The organism is Microbacterium sp. CCH5-D1 (genome assembly GCF_001557335.1).
Classification (GTDB): Bacteria; Actinomycetota; Actinomycetes; order Actinomycetales; family Microbacteriaceae; genus Microbacterium; species Microbacterium oxydans.
The window spans coordinates 1-17446 of the sequence record NZ_LSJW01000056.1 but is presented as its reverse complement, the minus strand read 5'-3'; the positions used below and the strand labels follow the sequence as shown (position 1 = coordinate 17446).

At 68.7% G+C, this 17446-nt stretch carries 16 protein-coding genes, 1 tRNA gene and 1 pseudogene; 5 read left to right on the top strand and 13 right to left on the bottom strand.

The window, feature by feature from the left end; genetic code table 11:
* Nucleotides 1–48: 48 nt before the first annotated feature.
* Nucleotides 49–594 (bottom strand): carboxymuconolactone decarboxylase family protein, encoded by a 546-nt coding sequence (locus tag AX744_RS03580; protein WP_061015420.1) that lies wholly within the window; start codon nt 592–594, stop codon nt 49–51.
* A 123-nt stretch (nt 595–717) separates the two neighbouring features.
* Between AX744_RS03580 and AX744_RS03575 the strand changes: the two genes are divergently transcribed.
* Entirely contained in the window at nt 718–1569 is an 852-nt protein-coding gene (locus tag AX744_RS03575; RefSeq protein ID WP_046747657.1) for an AraC family transcriptional regulator, read from the top strand.
* 30 nt (nt 1570–1599) lie between these two features.
* Here AX744_RS03575 and AX744_RS03570 read toward each other — a convergent pair.
* From AX744_RS03570 to AX744_RS03560, 3 genes are all read right to left on the bottom strand, one after another.
* Nucleotides 1600–1670, bottom strand: a tRNA-Cys gene (locus AX744_RS03570).
* A gap of 13 nt (nt 1671–1683) precedes the next feature.
* Nucleotides 1684–2931, bottom strand: a complete 1248-nt coding sequence (locus AX744_RS03565) for an aminotransferase class I/II-fold pyridoxal phosphate-dependent enzyme (RefSeq protein WP_061015419.1) — start codon at nt 2929–2931, stop codon at nt 1684–1686.
* Nucleotides 2931–4292, bottom strand: a complete 1362-nt coding sequence (locus AX744_RS03560) for an aminotransferase class I/II-fold pyridoxal phosphate-dependent enzyme (RefSeq protein WP_061015418.1) — start codon at nt 4290–4292, stop codon at nt 2931–2933. Before AX744_RS03560 ends, AX744_RS03565 begins: the two co-directional genes overlap by 1 nt.
* A gap of 99 nt (nt 4293–4391) precedes the next feature.
* Between AX744_RS03560 and AX744_RS03555 the strand changes: the two genes are divergently transcribed.
* Nucleotides 4392–5177, top strand: a complete 786-nt coding sequence (locus tag AX744_RS03555; protein ID WP_061015417.1) for a DNA/RNA non-specific endonuclease — start codon at nt 4392–4394, stop codon at nt 5175–5177.
* 15 nt (nt 5178–5192) lie between these two features.
* Here the strand turns inward: AX744_RS03555 and AX744_RS03550 are convergent, their stop codons facing one another.
* The 4 genes from AX744_RS03550 to AX744_RS03535 form a co-directional block, all read right to left on the bottom strand.
* Nucleotides 5193–6281 (bottom strand): alkene reductase, encoded by a 1089-nt coding sequence (locus AX744_RS03550; RefSeq protein WP_061015416.1) that lies wholly within the window; start codon nt 6279–6281, stop codon nt 5193–5195.
* Nucleotides 6282–6360: 79 nt separating this feature from the next.
* Nucleotides 6361–6876 carry a MarR family winged helix-turn-helix transcriptional regulator gene (locus AX744_RS03545; protein WP_058630691.1) on the bottom strand — a complete coding sequence of 172 codons (516 nt, stop codon included), beginning with the start codon at nt 6874–6876 and terminating at the stop codon, nt 6361–6363.
* A 66-nt stretch (nt 6877–6942) separates the two neighbouring features.
* Nucleotides 6943–7398, bottom strand: a complete 456-nt coding sequence (locus tag AX744_RS03540) for a MarR family winged helix-turn-helix transcriptional regulator (RefSeq protein ID WP_061015415.1) — start codon at nt 7396–7398, stop codon at nt 6943–6945.
* Nucleotide 7399: 1 nt separating this feature from the next.
* Nucleotides 7400–9154, bottom strand: a complete 1755-nt coding sequence (locus AX744_RS03535; RefSeq protein WP_218867287.1) for an MDR family MFS transporter — start codon at nt 9152–9154, stop codon at nt 7400–7402.
* Nucleotides 9155–9247: 93 nt separating this feature from the next.
* Here AX744_RS03535 and AX744_RS03530 point away from each other — a divergent pair, with 93 nt between their 5' ends.
* A complete protein-coding gene (locus AX744_RS03530; protein WP_231728730.1) occupies nt 9248–10138 on the top strand; it encodes an alpha/beta fold hydrolase in 891 nt (296 codons plus the stop codon).
* A 25-nt stretch (nt 10139–10163) separates the two neighbouring features.
* Here AX744_RS03530 and AX744_RS03525 read toward each other — a convergent pair whose 3' ends face one another.
* Nucleotides 10164–10934 carry a glycosyltransferase family 2 protein gene (locus AX744_RS03525; protein WP_061015414.1) on the bottom strand — a complete coding sequence of 257 codons (771 nt, stop codon included), beginning with the start codon at nt 10932–10934 and terminating at the stop codon, nt 10164–10166.
* 85 nt (nt 10935–11019) lie between these two features.
* Here AX744_RS03525 and AX744_RS03520 point away from each other — a divergent pair, with 85 nt between their 5' ends.
* Entirely contained in the window at nt 11020–11616 is a 597-nt protein-coding gene (locus AX744_RS03520) for an HAD family hydrolase (protein WP_061015413.1), read from the top strand.
* A 14-nt stretch (nt 11617–11630) separates the two neighbouring features.
* Here AX744_RS03520 and AX744_RS03515 read toward each other — a convergent pair whose 3' ends face one another.
* On the bottom strand, nt 11631–13439 hold the full coding sequence (locus AX744_RS03515) for an oleate hydratase (protein WP_061015412.1): 1809 nt from the start codon (nt 13437–13439) through the stop codon (nt 11631–11633).
* 124 nt (nt 13440–13563) lie between these two features.
* Between AX744_RS03515 and AX744_RS03510 the strand changes: the two are divergent.
* A pseudogene (locus tag AX744_RS03510) lies at nt 13564–13914 on the top strand (SAM-dependent methyltransferase); the annotation flags it as partial.
* Between the two features lie 29 nt (nt 13915–13943).
* On the opposite strand, the gene trpS reads toward AX744_RS03510, so the two are convergent.
* The 3 genes from trpS to AX744_RS03495 all read right to left on the bottom strand — a co-directional run.
* The gene (trpS, locus tag AX744_RS03505; protein WP_061015411.1) at nt 13944–14984 is read right to left on the bottom strand and encodes a tryptophan--tRNA ligase; all 1041 of its coding nucleotides are present in this window, start codon (nt 14982–14984) and stop codon (nt 13944–13946) included.
* A 189-nt stretch (nt 14985–15173) separates the two neighbouring features.
* Nucleotides 15174–16475, bottom strand: a complete 1302-nt coding sequence (gene aspS / locus AX744_RS03500) for an aspartate--tRNA(Asn) ligase (protein ID WP_061015410.1) — start codon at nt 16473–16475, stop codon at nt 15174–15176.
* 77 nt (nt 16476–16552) lie between these two features.
* Nucleotides 16553–17446: DMT family transporter (locus tag AX744_RS03495; RefSeq protein WP_231728729.1), on the bottom strand; the 894-nt coding region annotated here is incomplete at its 5' end.

The following is a 17446-nucleotide window of genomic DNA, read 5'->3' as shown; positions in this document are numbered from 1 at the left end:
GAAGGGGCCGGGTCCCTGCGGACCCGGCCCCTTCGTCTGCGACAGCGCTCAGCTCGCGCGACGAAGAGCCACGCTCGGGAAGTCGATCGGGACGTCGAGAGCGATGTTCACGTAGTTCGTGAACAGGTTCAGCGCGACCTGGGCGATCGTCTCGACGATCTGCTCGTCGGTCCACCCCTGCGCGCGCACCGCGTCGACATCCGCCGACGACACCTGACCGCGCTCCTCCACCAGCTTGAGCGCGAACGTGAGCAGCGCCGCGGTGCGCGGGTCGTCGGACTCGCCGCTCTGCGCGGCGGTGAGGGCCTCACGGCTGAGGCCCGCCTTCTTGCCGAGGGCGGTGTGCGCGGCGAGGCAGTACTGGCAGGAGTTCCGGTCGGCGACGGCCACGGCGATCTGCTCGCCGATGGCCGGACCGAGCGAGCCGCCGCCGAAGGCGCCGAACGCCCCCCACATGCTGGTGAGAGCCGCGGGAGAGTTGGCGACGGCGCGGAACATCGCGGGTACGGCCCCGAAGGCGCCGGCGATCTGATCGAGCTGTTCCTTGACGTTTCCGGTGGCGTTGTCGCGGTCGATGAGAGGGACGTTGGGCACGGGATGCTCCTTCGGTTGTCGAGTCGGCCCGGATCCGAGCCGACTCCAGTCTTTCGACAACGACCGGACGATGCGCACCATAACGTCTTGCTTTCATGACATATCGTCCTGGATACTGGGAGCGTGTCCGATATCGATCGCCTCTCTCCCCTCCTCGAGCGGTTCCGCGTGCGCACGCGGCTGTTCCACAACGGGCCGCTGTGCGGCACGACGGTGTTCCCGGCGAGCGGTGGACACGGTTTCCTGCACGTGCTGCGACGAGGCGAGATGGAGGTGACGCATCGTCGGGCCGACGGCAGCAGCGAGCGCGCGCTCATCTCACGGCCGAGCCTGCTGTTCTTCCCGCGGCCGGTCGACCACTCGTTCCTGAACGCGCCGACCGAGGAGTCCGACTTCGCCTGCGCGACTCTCGATTTCGACGGCGGCGCGACCCACCCGCTGGTCCGCACACTGCCATCGTCGATCGTGCTGCCCCTCGATGAGGTCGAGACTCTCGGCCCCGCACTCGACCTGATGTTCTCTGAGGTCGACAACGTGCGGTGCGGACGCCCGCTGGTGGCGGACCGCATGTTCGAGGTCGTGCTCATCCAGCTGCTTCGATGGATGCTCGATCACGCAGAGCAGCTCGACCTCGCACCGGGGCTCATCCCCGGCCTCGCCGACGAGCGGCTCGCCCCCGCGCTCGTCGCCATGCACGAGGAACCGGGGGAAGCGTGGAGCCTGGAGTCCCTCGCCCGCACGGCGAACATGTCGCGCAGCGCGTTCGCCGCGCGATTCAAGGAGGTGCTCGGACGCTCGCCCGGCGACTACCTCACCGAGTGGCGGCTCACGATCGCACAGGAGCAGCTGCGTGGCGGCATGTCGGTGAGCGCGGTCGCGGCGCAGCTCGGCTACGCGAGCTCCTCCGCCTTTTCTCGGGTCTTCGCCCAGCGCATCGGACACTCGCCGAGGACGTGGCTGACGCTGGCCGCCTGAGGGTGTGCGTTCCGGCGCCGGGCCGTTGAGAGGTGGAGGCAGGAATCGAACCTGCGTGCACGGTCTTGCGGACCGCGACCTGGCCACTCGGTCACTCCACCGGGTCGGACGAGCTCAGCGCTGAGGCGGTGAGTACCCGTCCAGGAAGGCACCGAGACGTCGGAGTGCATCGGTGAGCACATCGGCCTCCGGGAGGAAGGCGATGCGGAGGTGATCGGGAGTCTGCAGATTGAAGGCCCGCCCATGCACGAGGAGGATCCGCTCGGCGTCGAGGAAGTCCAGCACCAGCCGCTCGTCGTCGACGATGCCGTGCACCTCCGGGTCGAGGCGGGGGAACAGGTACAGTCCCCCGCCCGCCACCTGCACGTCCAACCCGGCAATCCCGCCGAGTGCGTCGAGTGCGGCATCCCGCTGCCGCGTGAGCCGTCCGTCCTGCGCGACCAGCTCGTCGAGCGAGGCATCATGGGTCAGCGCCGCGGTGATCGCGTGCTGCGCCGGAACGGAGGCGCACATGCGCATCGAGGCGAGCAGACGCACCCCGGAGAGGAAGGGATCGTCGGAGTGGAATCCGGTCGCGGTCATCCACGCGGCGCGATAGCCCGCGACCCGGTGCGTCTTCGAGAGTCCCGCGAAGGTGACGCAGGGCACGTCAGGAGCGACCTGTGCAGTCGAGACGTGCTCGAACCCCGGGTAGACGACGCGGTCGTAGATCTCGTCGGAGAGCAGCAGCAGGCCATGCCGCCGCGCGAGCTCGGCGATCTGCTCGAGAACCTGTCGCCCGTACACCGCGCCGGTCGGGTTGTTCGGGTTGATCACGACGATGGCCGCAGTCCGAGGACCGATCGATGCCTCCATCGCCGCGAGGTCCGGCGCCCACCCCTCGGCTTCGATGCACGGGTAGTGCACCGCCCGCCCACCGGCCAGCACCGTCGATGCCGTCCACAGCGGGTAGTCGGGACTCGGGATCAGCACCTCGTCGCCGGGCTCGAGCAACGCCTGCAGCGTGAGGCCCACGAGTTCCGAGACACCGTTGCCGACGGTGATGTCATCGATGGCAAGCGCGGGGAAGCCCGGGCGGAGGGCATAGTGCGCGCTGATCGCCTCGCGCGTCTCCGGAAGCCCCGCGGACTCGGAGTAGCCGTGCGCATGGGGCAGGGCTGAGCGGAGCGCCTCGACGATGGCCGGAGGAGCATCGAACCCGAACGGTGCCGGGTTGCCGATGTTGAGACGGAGGATGGACTCCCCGCGCTTCTCCAGCTCGGCCGCCCGGTCGGCGACCGGGCCACGCAGGTCGTACAGCACACCTTCCAGGCGCGAAGAGCGGCCGATGCGCGATTCGGCGCCCCGAGGCCGGCCGGCCATTATGCGTCCGCTCCGGACGAGTGCGACCCGCCGGCCACAGCCACGAGATCGTCCACGAGTCGCTGAGCCTCGGCATCATCGAGGGCGTGCACGGTCAGACGGAGATGCGTGGAGCCCTGCGCGCTCTCGGTGTCCAGGGCGAACTCGGAGCCGGGCCGCACGAGCCACCCGCGCGACGCGAGACGTCGACCGACCTTGGTCGCATCGTCGCGGACATCGACCCACACGTTGAGGCCACTGTCCGCCTGCGCCTGGACTCCGCGCGCATCGAGCTTCGACACGAAGGCGTCGTTCCGTCCGGCATAGTGCTCGCCCGCTGCGACGATCGACCGCTGCACCTCGTCATCGCGCAGCATCGCTGCCGCAAGCCGCTGCATCACATGACTCACCCACATCGTTCCGGGGCTGAGCCGCAACGCGAGACGTCGCGCGGTCACCGGATCGGATGCCGTGACCGCCAGGCGCATGTCCGGCCCCAGGAACTTCGACACCGAACGCACCAGCGCCCACCGCTGCTGCGTCGGCGCGATGATGCTGGCGTAGGGCGTGGGGTCGAGCAGCGAGAAGTGGTCGTCTTCGATGACCAGGACATGAGGATGGTCGGCGAGGACTTCGCGCAGCGCGAGAGCCCTGGCCGCGCTGGTGCCGACGCCCGTGGGGTTGTGCGCGCGAGGGGTGCAGACGATCGCGCGCGCACCGCTCTCGAGCGCCGCCCTCAGGCCCGCGACGGTCATGCCCTCGCGATCGACCGGGATGGCGACCGGCACATATCCGGCGAGCCGCGCCGTGTGGATGCTGGAGAGGAAGCACGGATCCTCGAGGCCGACCCGGTCGCCCTGCACGAGCGTCTGCGCGAGGAGACGCTCGACGGCGTCCACCGCTCCTGCGGTGATCGACAGCCGGAACGGACGCGGGTGATCGGCGGCGATCCAGTCGGTCGCCCATTCTGCCAGGTCGGGGTCTATCACCGATTCGCCGTAGAGCACGTGCCCCGGAGTGACCGTGGCGAACGCGGCCGCGAGGTCGGGAAGACGCGCGGCATCGGGGTTGCCGCTGCCGATGTCGCGCAGCACCGAGCCCGGGGTGAACCCCTCGTCATGATTCTCCGCCGGCCCGAGCACTGTGGTCCCGGTGCGACCGCCCGTGGCGGCGATGCGCGCGGTGACCAGCGATCGATAGGCGGCCAGCACCGTGTTCCGGTTCACGCCGAGGCGGGCCGCGAGGGAACGCACGGGCGGCAGCTGATCGCCCGGAGCATAGGCCCCGCGCTCGACGAGGTCGCGCACGCTCTCGGAGATCTCCGCAGCGGTCGAGCCCACGATCGCCTCCGAGACTTCTTCACGATCGGGTGCCTGAGCCATGCTTCGACCGTAGGGGATCGTTTGACCTATGTCAAAACTCGACCCGTAGTTTTCGAGATCGAACGGGTGCGCGTCGGAGGCCCGGTGCACGATGGGACCATGAGCGACGGCTACGACGCGGAGTTCCTCGGGACGCCCCTCCCCCTCCCGCGCCCTGCGCACGACGTGCGCACACTCCCTTACCCCCGGTTCACGGTGCTGCTCGACCCTGAGCGGCGCCTGGCAGCGGTCACGGCCGTGAACATCGACGGCGCCACGTTGCAGAGCCTCCCCCGCACCGGCGACTGGCGGCTGGACGAACGCCTGCGGCCCGACGAGCAGACCGGGCCCGAGGTGTACGCCCGCAACGATCTCGACCGCGGACACCTCGTGCGCCGACGCGATCCGGGCTGGGGACCGCCTGCCACCGCCCGCGCGGCCAGCGAAGCGACCTTCTTCTACCCGAACGCGGCTCCGCAGGCGGCCGGGTTCAACCAGTCCAAGGAGCTCTGGCTCGGCCTGGAGGATCACGTGCTCGCCTATGCGGAGAGCACCGACCAGCGGGTGTCGGTGTTCACCGCGCCGGTGCTCGAGGACAGCGACCCTCCCTACCGCGGCATCCGAGTGCCGCTCCGGTTCTGGAAGGTGGCGGCCTGGCGAGGACCGGATGGGCTCGCCGCAGCCGGCTTCGTCCTCGATCAGTCCGACCTGGTCGACACCCGCGAGGAGCAGAAAGCCGTCCCGCCGCTCGGCGGCTTCCGCACGTTCCAGGTGCCGATCATCGACATCGCCGCCCTCACCGGCGTCGACCTCGGCGCACTGACCGAGGCCGACGTGTTCGCGCGACCGGGCGCCCGTGAGACGGGATGGCTGCCCCTCGACACGGCGAAGGACATCGTGCTCTGAGGCGAGCGCGCCGCGTCAGACTCCGGCGCGGACCGACTCCAGCGACGGGTAGTCGGTGTACCCCTCGGCCGTGCGACCGTAGAACAGCTCGGGGCGCGGAGGGTTGAGCTCGGCCCCCTGGGTCCAGCGCTCCACCAGGTCGGGGTTGGCGATCACGGGACGGCCGGCGGCGACGGCATCCGCCCACCCGTCGTCCACGAGGCTCTCGGCGGCATCCCTGGTCGTGTCGATCCCGAAGCCGGTGTTGACGATCAGCGGCGCACCGGCCGTGCGGCGGATGTGCTGCACGAGCTCGCCGGCGGGGTCTACGTGGAGCACGTCGACGAACGCGAGACCGAGAGGTGCGAGCCCTTCGGCGACCGCGGTGTAGGTCGCGTGGACGTCTGCGGCGTCCTCTTCCAGCACACCCTGGATGTTGTGCTGCGGCGAAAGGCGGATGCCGGTGCGATCGGCTCCGATCGCCGCAGCGACGGCCTCCGTGACCTCGATCGCGAAGCGTGCCCGGTTCGCGGGTGATCCGCCGTAGCCGTCGTCACGCGTGTTCGACACCGGAGACAGGAACTCGTGCACGAGGTACCCGTTCGCACCGTGCACCTCGACGCCGTCGAAGCCCGCGGCGATCGCGTTGCGCGCCGCCTGGGCGAACTGCTCGACGACGACGGGGATCTCCTCGAGGGTGAGCGCATGCGCGACCGGGAGATCGGCCTTGCCCTGCGGCGTGCGCGTCTGTCCGGGGGCGGCGAGCGCGCTCGGGGCCACGACGCGCGCCTCGCCCGAGATCGCGGGGTGCCCCACGCGTCCCCCGTGCATGAGCTGCATGACGATGGTTCCGCCCTCGTCGTGCACGGCGTCGGCGATCTGCTTCCATCCGTCGATCTGCGCCGGGGTGACGATGCCGGGCTGACCAGGGTACGACTTGCCCTCCGCAGCCGGCCAGGTGCCTTCGGAGATGATCAGACCCTGCCCCGCACGCTGGCGGTAGTACTCCGCCATGGTCTCGGTCGGCACACCCTCGTCGTCTGCGCGGGTGCGCGTGAGGGGCGCCATCACGACGCGGTTGGACAGCTGCAGGGCGCCGAAGACGGCGGGTTCGTAGAGAGTCACAGTGGGAGACAAGGCACGGGCGGAGCGCTGTATTCCCTCCGGCATCTCACCTCGCCGGCCGTCTCACCTCGCCGCCGCCTCACCTCGCGACAGGCGCCTCTCCGCCCCCGAGCCCGGCGAGCAGGTCGGCGAAGTGGTCGAGGTCGGCCGCGGTCCAGTTGCGCAGCCGCTCTCCGATGCGTCCTTCATACTGCGAGCGGGCGAGGGCCACGCGCTCCTGGGCGAGATCGGTCGCGACGAGGACGCGAGCCCTGCGGTCGTCCGGGTCCGGCACGCTCTCGACGAGTCCCAGCTGTTCGAGCTGGCGCACCTGACGACTCACCGCGGACTTGTCGGTCTGCAGGCGCTCGATGATCGCACCAGCCGAGGTCGCCTTGCCCGTCGCGATGGAGGTGAGGACCTGATATCCCAGGGGCTGCAGATCGGGGTGGACGGTCGCCGCCGCCTCGCGCCAGCCGATGCGGATCCGCGCGAACAGACGGCCCAGCTCCTGCTCGACCCTGGTGACGGCCTGATCGAGATCTTCGTCGCCGAGCCGATCCGTCGTCGAGGCGGATGCAGGGCGATCGGCAGGGGCGTCGGGAGAGGCGCTCATGCTCGCCAGTGTACGGCGAAGCCCCGCTATCGATCGTGACAGCGGGGCCTCGGCTCAGACTTCGCCTCAGACTTCGGCGAGCAACCGGAAGGCCTTGGACGCCGCCCGGATCTCCTCGGGAGTCAACTCGTCGATCACGGCCTGAAGGCGGGTGCCGTACTCGCGGCGGACCTCGGCCAGCGCGGTGCATGCCACGGGGGTCGCGCTCAGCACCCGGAGGCGCCCATCCCGCTCATCAGGGCGGGACTCGAGCAGCCCGAGCTCCTCCAGCATCCGCATCTGCCGGCTGATGACCGACTTGTCCATCTCGAACCGCTCCGCGATCTCGTGCGCATTCGCGGTTCCCGCCCGGTCGATGAAGGTGAGCAGCTTGTAGCCGGCCACCTGCAACTCCGGGTGGACCCGGGCCGCGGACTCCCTCCACAGCGACCGGGTCCTCGCGAAGATGAGGTTCAGATGCGCCTGGAGGTCACCGAGCGCACTGTCGACGTCCGCCGACTCCACCGCTCCGGGGGCGAGCATCTCAGCGCTCCTGGTCCCGATCTTCGCGCTCGAGCACCCGTACCGACCCGGTGGTGGGGGACGCCGACTCCGCGCCGTCGATCCGGATGGATCCGGTGGCGAGTGACGCGCCGACCTCGGCCTCGGAGACCTCGATCACCGATTCCTCGGCCTGCTCGAGCATCTGCTCCGCGGCGTTCTTCGTCGACAGCGGCTTGTTCTTGATGAACGCGATCGCGATGATGGCGATCACGGCGAGCGGAATCGCGATGATGAACGCATCCGCGATGCCGTGCCCGTAGGCACCCTCGACCATCGCGCGGATGGTGTCGGGCAGCTGGCCTACCTTCGGCACGTCTCCGGAGGCGAGGTGCTTGAGCGCCTCGATCTCGGCAGGTGTCGTCGGCACGAAACCGTCGAGCGCATCGGTGATGTAGTTCGCGACGCTCGTGGACAGCAGCGACCCCATCACGGTGACGCCGATCGTGCCGGCGATCGTGCGGAAGAAGTTCACGTTCGACGACGCAGCGCCCAGCTGCTGCGGCGCAGTGTCGTTCTGCACGATCAGCGTGAGGTTCTGCATGACCATGCCGAGTCCGGCACCGAGCACGAACATGTAGACGGCGACGAGCGGGAACGGCGTGTCGTAGCGCAGGGTGGCCATCAGGCTGACGCCGATGGTGGCGAGGACCGAGCCCGTGAGCATCCAGCCCTTCCACTTGCCGAAACGGCTGACGAGCTGTCCGATGATGATCGACGCACCCATCTGGCCGATGATCATCGGGATGGTCATGAGGCCGGACTCGGTGGGCGTGGCACCGCGGGCGAGCTGGAAGTACTGCGCGAGGAACACCGAGGTGGCGAACATCGAGACGCCGATCGCGATCGAGGCGATGACCGACAGGGTGAAGGTGCGGTTGCGGAACAGCGACATCGGCACGATCGGTTCCTTGACGAAGAACTCGACCGTGATGAACGCCGCGATCGCGACCGCCGCGGTGACGATGAGCATGATGCTCGTCGAGGAGTCCCAGTCGAACTGGTTGCCGCCCATGGAGACCCAGATGAGCAGGGTCGAGACGCCGACGGCGAGCAGCACGATGCCGAAGTAGTCGATCGACACCTTGGTGTCACGCTGCGGCTTCGGCAGGTGCAGCGTGAACTGCAGCAGCACGAGGGCGAGGATCGCGAACGGCACGCCGACGAAGAAGTTGGAGCGCCAGCCCCACACGTCGGTGAGGAGTCCGCCGAGCAGCGGGCCGCCGATCGTGCCGAGGGCCATGATGCCGCCGACGACGCCCATGTACTTGCCGCGCTCGCGCGGGGAGATGATGAGCGCGACGGCGATCATCACGAGCGACATGAGGCCGCCCACGCCGATGCCCTGGATGACGCGAACGGCGATGAGCATGTTCGTGTCGGTCGAGAAGCCGGCGATCACGGTTCCGACCGTGAAGAGGATGAGGGAGATCTGGACGAGCACCTTGCGGTCCACGAGGTCGGCCAGCTTGCCCCAGATCGGGGTCGAGACGGCGGTGGCGAGAAGGCTCGCGGTGATGACCCAGGTGTACTGGGACTGGGTGCCGCCGAGGTCGGCGATGATGACGGGCATCGAGGTCGACACGACCGTGCCGGAGAGCACGGCGACGAACATGCCGACGACGAGGCCGGAGATCGCGGTGAAGACCTCGCGAGCCGAGCGTGTCTCGGAAGCGGGGATGGGGGTCTGTGTCACGGGGTAACGCTCCTGCGTAGAAAGTTGATCGAGGTCAACCATACGCCTTTAGTTGCCAAAGTGCAACTAAAGACGTATGCGACGCTGCGGCGAGCGCACCTCCCCCGCGAACACGCCGGGGAGTACCTTGTGAGCGTGTCGACGGATTCGAGGAGTGGCCGGGCGCTCGGTGCCCCTGCAGACCTCGACGCGGCCATCGGCGACGTCGATTGGACGGTGCCACCTGCGGGCTCGCAGCGGTCGACGTTCTCCGCACCGAGCGGAGACTTGTCGGTGATCTCCCTCGGCGACCCCGCGAATCCGCGCGTGGTGCTGGTGCCGGGAGCGACAGGATCGAAGGAGGACTTCGCCCTGATGCTCCCCCTGCTGGCGGAGGCGGGGTACTTCGTGCAGTCGTTCGACCTGGCGGGGCAGTACGAGTCGCACGCCGCCGGTGCGAATGCGAGGTACACCTATGAGCTGTTCACGGGCGATCTGATCGCCTTCCTCGAGGCAGGGACTCGCGCGCACCTGCTGGGGTACTCCTTCGCCGGCACGATCGCCCAGGTCGTCGCCGTCCGCCGTCCTGACCTCGTCCGATCCCTCACCCTGCTCACCACTCCCCCCGGTTCCGGCAACGTGTTCGCGAGCATGAAGTGGCTGGGGCCGCTGGCGCCCATCGCGAGTCCTCGGCGCGGCGCTGGACTCATGATCTGGGGGATCGTGACGAACAAGAACCGCGTCCCGCCGCGGCGACTCGAGTTCGTGCGCTCACGGTTCGCCCTGACGAGCCGTCGCAGTGTCGACGAGATCGTGGGACTCATGATGGTCGCGCCCGACCTGCGCGACCGCGTGCGGGCGCTGCCCGTGCCCAAGCTCGTCGTCGCGGGCTCGCACGACCTGTGGCCCCTGGCCGCGCATGAACGGTACGCGCACGACATCGACGCGGAGTTCCGCGCGTATGCGACGGGGCACAGCCCGAGCGAGACGACACCGCATCAGCTCACCGCCGACCTGCTCGATCTGTACTCCCGCGCGCGCGACTGACTCGCCGCACGCGTCACCGCCCGCTTCACCGGCCGACGGACGATCCACCCGATCGGTCGACCTCGCGACGCGCCTGCCGTCGAAGGCGCAACGACTCCGGCGACAGATGCAGGCGCACGGTGGGTACGACGTAGCTCAACCGCCGCCGGAGCGACGCCCAATCCTGGAACGGTCGGGCCGACACCTCGACGACGAGGTCACGGTCACGCAGCACCGTCATCTCCGGCCGCACGTGGAACGACAGATCGAAATCATCGTGGATGTTGGTCTCCTCGCGGTGCACCTCGGCGCTCAGCGTGCGCCAGACCGCGGCGCGCATCGCCATGTTCGACCCGTAGAGCGGCGCATGCCCGAGGACGGGCGCCATGGTCGCGTACATGCCGCCGATGTAGAGGTGCTCCCCCATCCAGTGCACGAGCGGCGTCGATCCGTAGAAGCGCGGGTCGCCGGTGAGGAAGTCGACGTCCGGGCGCTCACGGAAAGTCCGCTCGATACGCTCCACCCAGTCAGGGTGGGGGCGGGAGTCGGCGTCGAGCCTCGCGATGATGTCGCCCGTGGCTGCGTCATAACCGGCCGCCGATGCTCGGGGTATCCCCGGGATCGGCTCGCTCACCACCCGCGCGCCGAACCTCTCGGCCACGTCGACCGTGTCATCGCTGCTGCCGTTGTCGACGATGACGATCTCGTCGGCGTGCCGGGTCTGCCGCGCGAGAGCGGCGAGACACACCTCGAGCAGCCGGGCGTCGTCGCGCACGGGGATGACCACCGAGACGGAGCGCGGGAACACGGACACCATCGTTCTCCTCCCCCTGGACCGGCGGTTTCCAGACACAGTCTCCTCTGTGGACGGCCGAGCGCGGCGATTGAGCGAGGATGGTCGGATGATCCGTGTCGTCCTGTTCGACCTCGATGGCGTGATCCGGCACTTCGACGCCAGGAACACGGCGACGATCGAGCGCCGCTACGATCTCGCCCCCGGAGACATCGAGCGCATCGCCTTCGCCCGCCCGCTGATCGACGAGGTCACGACAGGGCGGATCACCCGAGCCGAGTGGGTGCGCCGTATCGGCGCGCGGGTCGGGACGGCTGCTGCCGAAGAGTGGAGCGCGCAGCCCGCGATGATCGACGACGGCGTCCTGGAGCTGATCGACGACGTCCGGGAGACAGGAATCCGCACCGCCGTACTCACCAACGGCACGGACACGATCCCGGCCGAGATCGCGGCCCACGGCATCGCCTCCCGGTTCGACGCGGTCTTCAACTCCGCCGAGATCGGATACGCGAAGCCCGACACCCGGGCGTTCCGTCACGTGCTCGACGCGCTCGACGTGAAGGCGGCCGAGGTCTTCTTCACCGACGATTCGGCGTCGAAGCTCGTGGGAGCGCAGCACCTCTCGATGCACACCCATCACTACGACGGAGTCGACGACCTGCGCGCTCGACTCGTCCAGGCGGGCGTGGACGTCGCAGGCAGCTGAACCACCCCCGCGCCTCACTCGACGGCGTCATCCGCTCGCTCGCGCCTCGTCGTGCCGCCGTGCTCCGGGATCAGACCGAAGTCGGTCAGGAGCTCTCCCATCTGCGTGTTGTCGAGTCGGTCGAGCAGCTTGCCCTTGACGAAGTTCGGACCGGGGATGTGCACCGCTTCGCCATCGCGCAGCCGTGCGGTCGCCTTCAGCAGATAGCGGATGTCGTACGTCGAGTTGAACACCTCCGGCACCCCGCGCTCGATGTCGAGCAGTTCGTAGGTCGCCTCCATCGCTGTGCGCACCGAGTACTCGGTGGTGAAGATCGTGTCACGCGTCGTCTCGGCGAACTGCCCGAGGAACGCGAAGTTCACGCTGCCCTCCGGCACGACCTGCGGGCGATCTCCGGCCTTGCGCGGCAGGAAGAACGAGGTGACATACGGCATCATCACCGGAACCGTCTTCGCCCCCGACGCCGCCAGTTCCGGGATGTCTTCGACAGGAACCCCCAGGTGATACAGCCATTCCTGCGCGATCTCCTCTCCCGTGCAGTCCTGCATCGGCTTCTTGACGAAGTCGCCCGGCGTCTCGACGAACAGCGCGTACACCCACACCACGATCTCGTTCGGCTTCTGCGACTTGAAATGCGGCTGCCGGTTGACCGTCCAGCTCAGCAGCCAGGAGGAGTCCTTCGCCGTGACGATGCCGCCCGTGACGACCTTGCCGGAGAACGGGTCCCGCTGGGCGATCCGCTCGATGTAGGCGGGGATGCGCTCGTCGATCGTGGTGACGGTCGCCGACTCCCACTTGGTCTTGGGGATGTCGTTGCAGAACACCTCGGGGTGCCCGAAGTCGGGCGACTTCGCGGCGACCTTCTTCCAGAAGTCCCACGCCGGAGCAGGACCGTCCTTGAGCTTCGCGGGCGTGTGCTGGTCGCCGTTGTCGGAATTCTCGGTGAGCGAGCCGATCGTCATCAGACACAGGTCGTCGGGGCCGAGGTCGACCCCGCCCGCCTCTCCGTCGGCGATCCAGTCGATGCGCGTGGCCTGCTTGCGGTCGTCCGTGATGTCGAAGCGCACGTCGGTGACCGTGTGGTGGAAGCGGAACTTCACACCGTGACCGTCGAGGAACTTCTGCATCGGCAGCACCAGCGACTCGTACTGGTTGTACTTGGTGAACTTGAGCGCGGACAGATCCGGCAGCCCGCCGATGTGATGCATGAACCGGTGCAGATACAGCTTCATCTCCAGCGCGGAGTGCCACTCCTCGAACGCGAACATCGTGCGCCAGTACAGCCAGAAGTTGCTCGCGAGGAAGTCCTCGCCGAACACCTCGTCGATGCGCTTGCCCTCCATCTGCTCGCGCGTGGCGAGAATCACATCGATGATGTCCTTCTGCGCCTTCTCCGACAGCGTGAACAGCTTGTTCGTGTGGGCATCCTGCCCCTGCTTCTCGGTCACCCGGCAGAGCGAGAAGTTCGGATCGTCCTTGTTCAGCCAGTAGAACTCGTCGAGCACGCTGGCGTCCTCGATCTCGAGAGACGGTACCGAGCGGAAAAGGTCCCAGAGGCACTCCATGTGGTCCTCGAGCTCGCGCCCGCCACGGATCACGAAGCCTTTCTCCGGATACTTGATGCCGTCGAGCGCTCCACCGGGAAGACCGAGTTCCTCGAGGATCGTGATCCGCTCCCCGGCGATCCGGCCGTCGCGGATCATGAAGATCGCCGCAGCCATCGCGGCGAGCCCTCCCCCGACCAGCCATACGGTCTTGTCGTCAGCACCCTCGGGCTTGCGTGGCCGCGCGAACGCCTCGTAGTTGCCGTTGCTTCGATACATGCCGATCTTCCTTCCCACCCACCGGTCGATTCGCGACCAGTAGACAGGAGCGCCGCGACGAAGGGAAGAGGAAGCCCGTCATCTCACCCGCAGAGGGCGAGGCTGGGAGAATCGACGCACACACGGCGGCACGTACTTCGCCCAGCACGTGGGTCCGGCGAGCGCGTTCGAGCTGATCGAGTTCTTCCTGGGGCCGCAGCCCGACGCGCGGCGGGGTCGTCATCCCGACGACGAGGTCTCCGCCGCAGAGGCCGCCGGTCTCCAGGTCGTCGATGTGCGCACCGCTCGCCTGCGCATCGAGATCCATGACGTCGCCGCCGTCGTCTATCTGCTGCGCAAGGTGATCTGGTGGGTGCCGGGCTTCACCGTCGACGACAATCTCGACCGGCTCCGCGATCTGCACGACCTCATCCAGGAGGGTGGACCGTTCGTCGCGCACTCGACCCGTCACCTCATCGAGGCCCGCCGCCCTTAGCGGACTTGCGCTCCGCTGCCGGCGCCGCGTCAGTACACGGTCCCCATCGCCGCACGCACCTCGTCGAGGGTGACGTCCGCGATCGCACGTGCGTGCTCGTTGCCGCGCTGCAGAACGGAGCGCACGAGGTCCCCGTCCGCCGCGAGTTCTCGCCGTCGGGCCCGCAGAGGCGCCAGGAAGTCGTTCACCGCCGTGGCGGTCAGCGCCTTCAGCTCGCCGCTGCCACCGTCGCCGATGGCAGCGGCCAGCTCCTCGGGCACGGCGCCCAGGCACAGAGCGGCCGTCGACAGCAGCGCCGAGACGCCGGGTCGGTGCTCCGGGTCGAAGGTGATCCGCCGATCCTGATCCGTCCGCGTGCGTCGGATCACGGCGACCGTCTCATCCGCGGTCATCGACAGGGCGATCGCGTTGCCGTAGCTCTTCGACATCTTCCGACCGTCCAGCCCTGGAACCTCTGGGGTCGCGGTGATCAGCGCATCCGGAACGGGGAAGATCGCCCCGTAGCGTTCGTTGAACCTCCGGGCGATCACCCGCGTCATCTCCACGTGCGGCAGGTTGTCCTTCCCCACCGGCACCAGGTTCCCCTTGCAGAAGAGGATGTCGGCGGCCTGATGCACCGGGTAGGTCAACAGCAACCCGCTCAGGGCGCGCCCCGACGCCTCGAGCTCGGACTTGACCGTGGGGTTCCGGTGCAGTTCGGCTTCGGTGACGAGGCTGAGGAACGGCAACAGCAGCTGGTTCAGCGCAGGGATCGACGAGTGCGTGAAGATCGTCGTCCGCTCTGGATCGATCCCCGCGGCGAGGTAGTCGAGCACGGCGCCGTGCACGTTGTCGCGCACGTGCGCCGTCGTATCCCGATCGGTGATGACCTGGTAGTCGGCGAGCACGAGGAACGTCTCGACCCCGGCATCCTGCAGCCGTACCCGCTCCCGGATCGTGCCGAAGTAGTGCCCGAGGTGCAGCGCCCCGGTGGGGCGCTCCCCCGTGAGCACGCGGAACCTCTCCGGATGCCGGGCCACGGCGTCGGCGACCTCCGTCGAACGGTATGCGGTCGCGGTGAACGAATCCATCTGTCTCTCCCTGAATCGGGAGCCGCACGGAGTTCACGGGTGCTGTTCACGAACTGCCGCGCAGCCCATGAACATACGTCAACCGGCTGCTATCGCAGCCACCACCATGCAGAGCGGTTGATCGTCATGGAACATGATGCTATCGCGCACCGCGACCACGAGTTCACGGAGCGAGCCCCCGGTGACCGCTCAGGGCGTGAGCCGGTGCAGGTCGCGCGGGAACAGCGTCACCTCCCGGATGTTCGACGCCTCGATGAGCCGCGACACCCAGCGCTCCAGCCCGATCGCGAAGCCGCCGTGCGGGGGCATGCCGTGCGCGAACGCGGAGAGGTAGGAGGCGTAGGCATCGGGCGACTCACCGCGCGCCTCGATGGCGGCGACGTAGTCGGAGTGCCGGTGCAGTCGCTGTCCGCCGGTGACGAGTTCGAGCCCACGGAAGATCAGGTCGAAGCTGTTGCTCCAGCGCGGGTCGTCGCTCTGGGGGTGCGTGTAGAACGGGCGTTTGCGCATCGGGTACCCCTCGACGGCGAGCACGTCGCTGCCGTACCGCTCCCGCGCCCACTCCCCCAGCGCGCGCTCGTGCGCCGGCGCGAGGTCGGGCTCGTCTTCCGGGGCGCCGACCCGTCGAAGCGCGTCCTGGAAGTGGATCACCGGGATCTCGTCCGGGATCGCGGGGAGCGCGATGTCGAGGCGCTCGACGGCGTCGCCGCTCTCGGTGCGGATGCCGTCGATCATGCCCGCCAGCACCCGATGCAGCAGCGCGAGCACGTCGCGGTGGTCGTCGATGAAGCCGAGCTCGGCGTCGAGCGACACGTACTCGGCGAGGTGCCTCACCGTGTCGTGCGGCTCCGCACGGAACACCGGGCCTGTCTCGTAGACGCGCTCGAAGACGCCGACGAGTTGCTGCTTGAAGAACTGCGGGCTCTGCGCGAGGTACGCGGTCGAGCCGAAGTAGTCGACCGGGAACACGTTCGCCCCCGACTCCGTCACGGAGTCGACGAGCTTCGGCGTCTGGATCTCGGTGAATCCCTCGGCGTCGAGCGTGCGACGGAATCCGCGCAGGCTCGCCGCAGCCAGCTCCCACTTCGCCCGCTGCGCAGGGTGGCGCCAGGTGACGGCGGCATGGTCGAGCACGGTCGGCAGCGCCGCGTCGAGCGTGGGACGCCAGAGCTCGACGGCCGGCGTGCGCGCAGGTTCGGAGAGCAGGGTGATCTCCGGCGCCGTCACCTCGATCCCGCCGGGGGCATGGGCGTTCGCGGTGGCCGTGCCTTCGATGCGCACGACCGTCTCCTCACCGGGCAGACCATCCACCGGCAGCTGTTCGGGTCGGAACACGATCTGCGCGAGCCCCGTGCGGTCGCGCAGGATCAGGAACGACACGGTGGCGAGTTCCCTGCGCCGATGAACGTGACCCAGGAGCGTGATCCGGGCACCATCGGGCATGGTGGAGAGTTCCGTGGCGAGCGTGCGGGCGGGGTCGGATGGCGACATGATTCCTCCAGGTGGCGAAAGCCCTGGAGGTGCGGGCGGGGGCTAGATCGCGGTGCCACCACACCTTCGCCGATCGCTCATCGGCCTCTCGTCGATACGCCGGACGCGCGGGAGCCGCTCGCCCCGAGAGGCCGAGGGTCGTCACTCCTCGCAGCTGCCGCCGCCAGCGTAGCATCGGGCTCCGGCTCGCTCACATCCCTCCCGCCTCGCGTCTCGCTCACCAGCACGGCCGCGACACCCGCCGCGCAGAGTCCGAATCCGAGGAGGGTGACGCCGGTGAGCGGCTCGCCGAGGAGGAGCGCCCCCGCTGCCGCGGTGGTCGGTGCGACGAGGAACAGCAGCGCGTTGAGCGCTGTGATGCCCACCCGGCGGAGCAGCCACCAGTACAGCCCGTACGCGGCGAGCGTCGGAGAGGCGGCCGCGAACCCTGCTGCCAGCCAGAACGATACCGACGCCGGAGGAACGAGAGCCCCGGACACCGCGGCGATCGGCACGAGCGCCACGGTCGTCACCGTCACGTGGATGGCCAGGGTCAGGAGGGTTCCGGTGCGCGGAGCCGAGCGCCGTTGCAGGAAGGTGCCGACGATCAGGCACGCCATCGCGAGAGCGGGCCAGACGTAAGCGGCGGGATGCGCCTCTGAATCGTCGAGCTGCGACCGCACCACCAGCAGGACACCGCCGGCTCCGACCACGAGCCCGAGCCACTGCGCACCGCGCACACGCAACCCGAGCAGCGGCCCGACGAGGACCGCGACGATGAGCGGCTGCACCGCATCGATCAGCGCGGTCGTTCCGGTCGCGACCCCCGCGGCGATCGCCGCGTAGACCGACACGCAGTACCCGAACTGCGCGAACAGGCCGATGAGCGCCTGCCGCCCGAGATCCGCCCGGCTCACGCCTCGCGCTGCCCCTGTGGCGGCGACGGCCACGAGCAGGACCACGGCCAGCGGCACGAATAGCCAGACGAGCAG

Excerpts from the sequence above, each read along its gene's own strand:
- AX744_RS03545 (WP_058630691.1), bottom strand. The coding sequence starts at position 6,876 with ATGAGCGCCTCTCCCGACGCCCCTGCCGATCGCCCTGCATCCGCCTCG.
- AX744_RS03515 (WP_061015412.1), bottom strand. The coding sequence starts at position 13,439 with ATGTATCGAAGCAACGGCAACTACGAGGCGTTCGCGCGGCCACGCAAG.
- AX744_RS03555 (WP_061015417.1), top strand. The coding sequence starts at position 4,392 with ATGAGCGACGGCTACGACGCGGAGTTCCTCGGGACGCCCCTCCCCCTC.
- AX744_RS03565 (WP_061015419.1), bottom strand. The coding sequence starts at position 2,931 with ATGGCCGGCCGGCCTCGGGGCGCCGAATCGCGCATCGGCCGCTCTTCG.
- trpS (WP_061015411.1), bottom strand. The coding sequence starts at position 14,984 with ATGGATTCGTTCACCGCGACCGCATACCGTTCGACGGAGGTCGCCGAC.
- AX744_RS03520 (WP_061015413.1), top strand. The coding sequence starts at position 11,020 with ATGATCCGTGTCGTCCTGTTCGACCTCGATGGCGTGATCCGGCACTTC.
- AX744_RS03535 (WP_218867287.1), bottom strand. The coding sequence starts at position 9,154 with ATGGTTGACCTCGATCAACTTTCTACGCAGGAGCGTTACCCCGTGACA.
- aspS (WP_061015410.1), bottom strand. The coding sequence starts at position 16,475 with ATGTCGCCATCCGACCCCGCCCGCACGCTCGCCACGGAACTCTCCACC.
- AX744_RS03525 (WP_061015414.1), bottom strand. The coding sequence starts at position 10,934 with ATGGTGTCCGTGTTCCCGCGCTCCGTCTCGGTGGTCATCCCCGTGCGC.
- AX744_RS03540 (WP_061015415.1), bottom strand. The coding sequence starts at position 7,398 with ATGCTCGCCCCCGGAGCGGTGGAGTCGGCGGACGTCGACAGTGCGCTC.
- AX744_RS03560 (WP_061015418.1), bottom strand. The coding sequence starts at position 4,292 with ATGGCTCAGGCACCCGATCGTGAAGAAGTCTCGGAGGCGATCGTGGGC.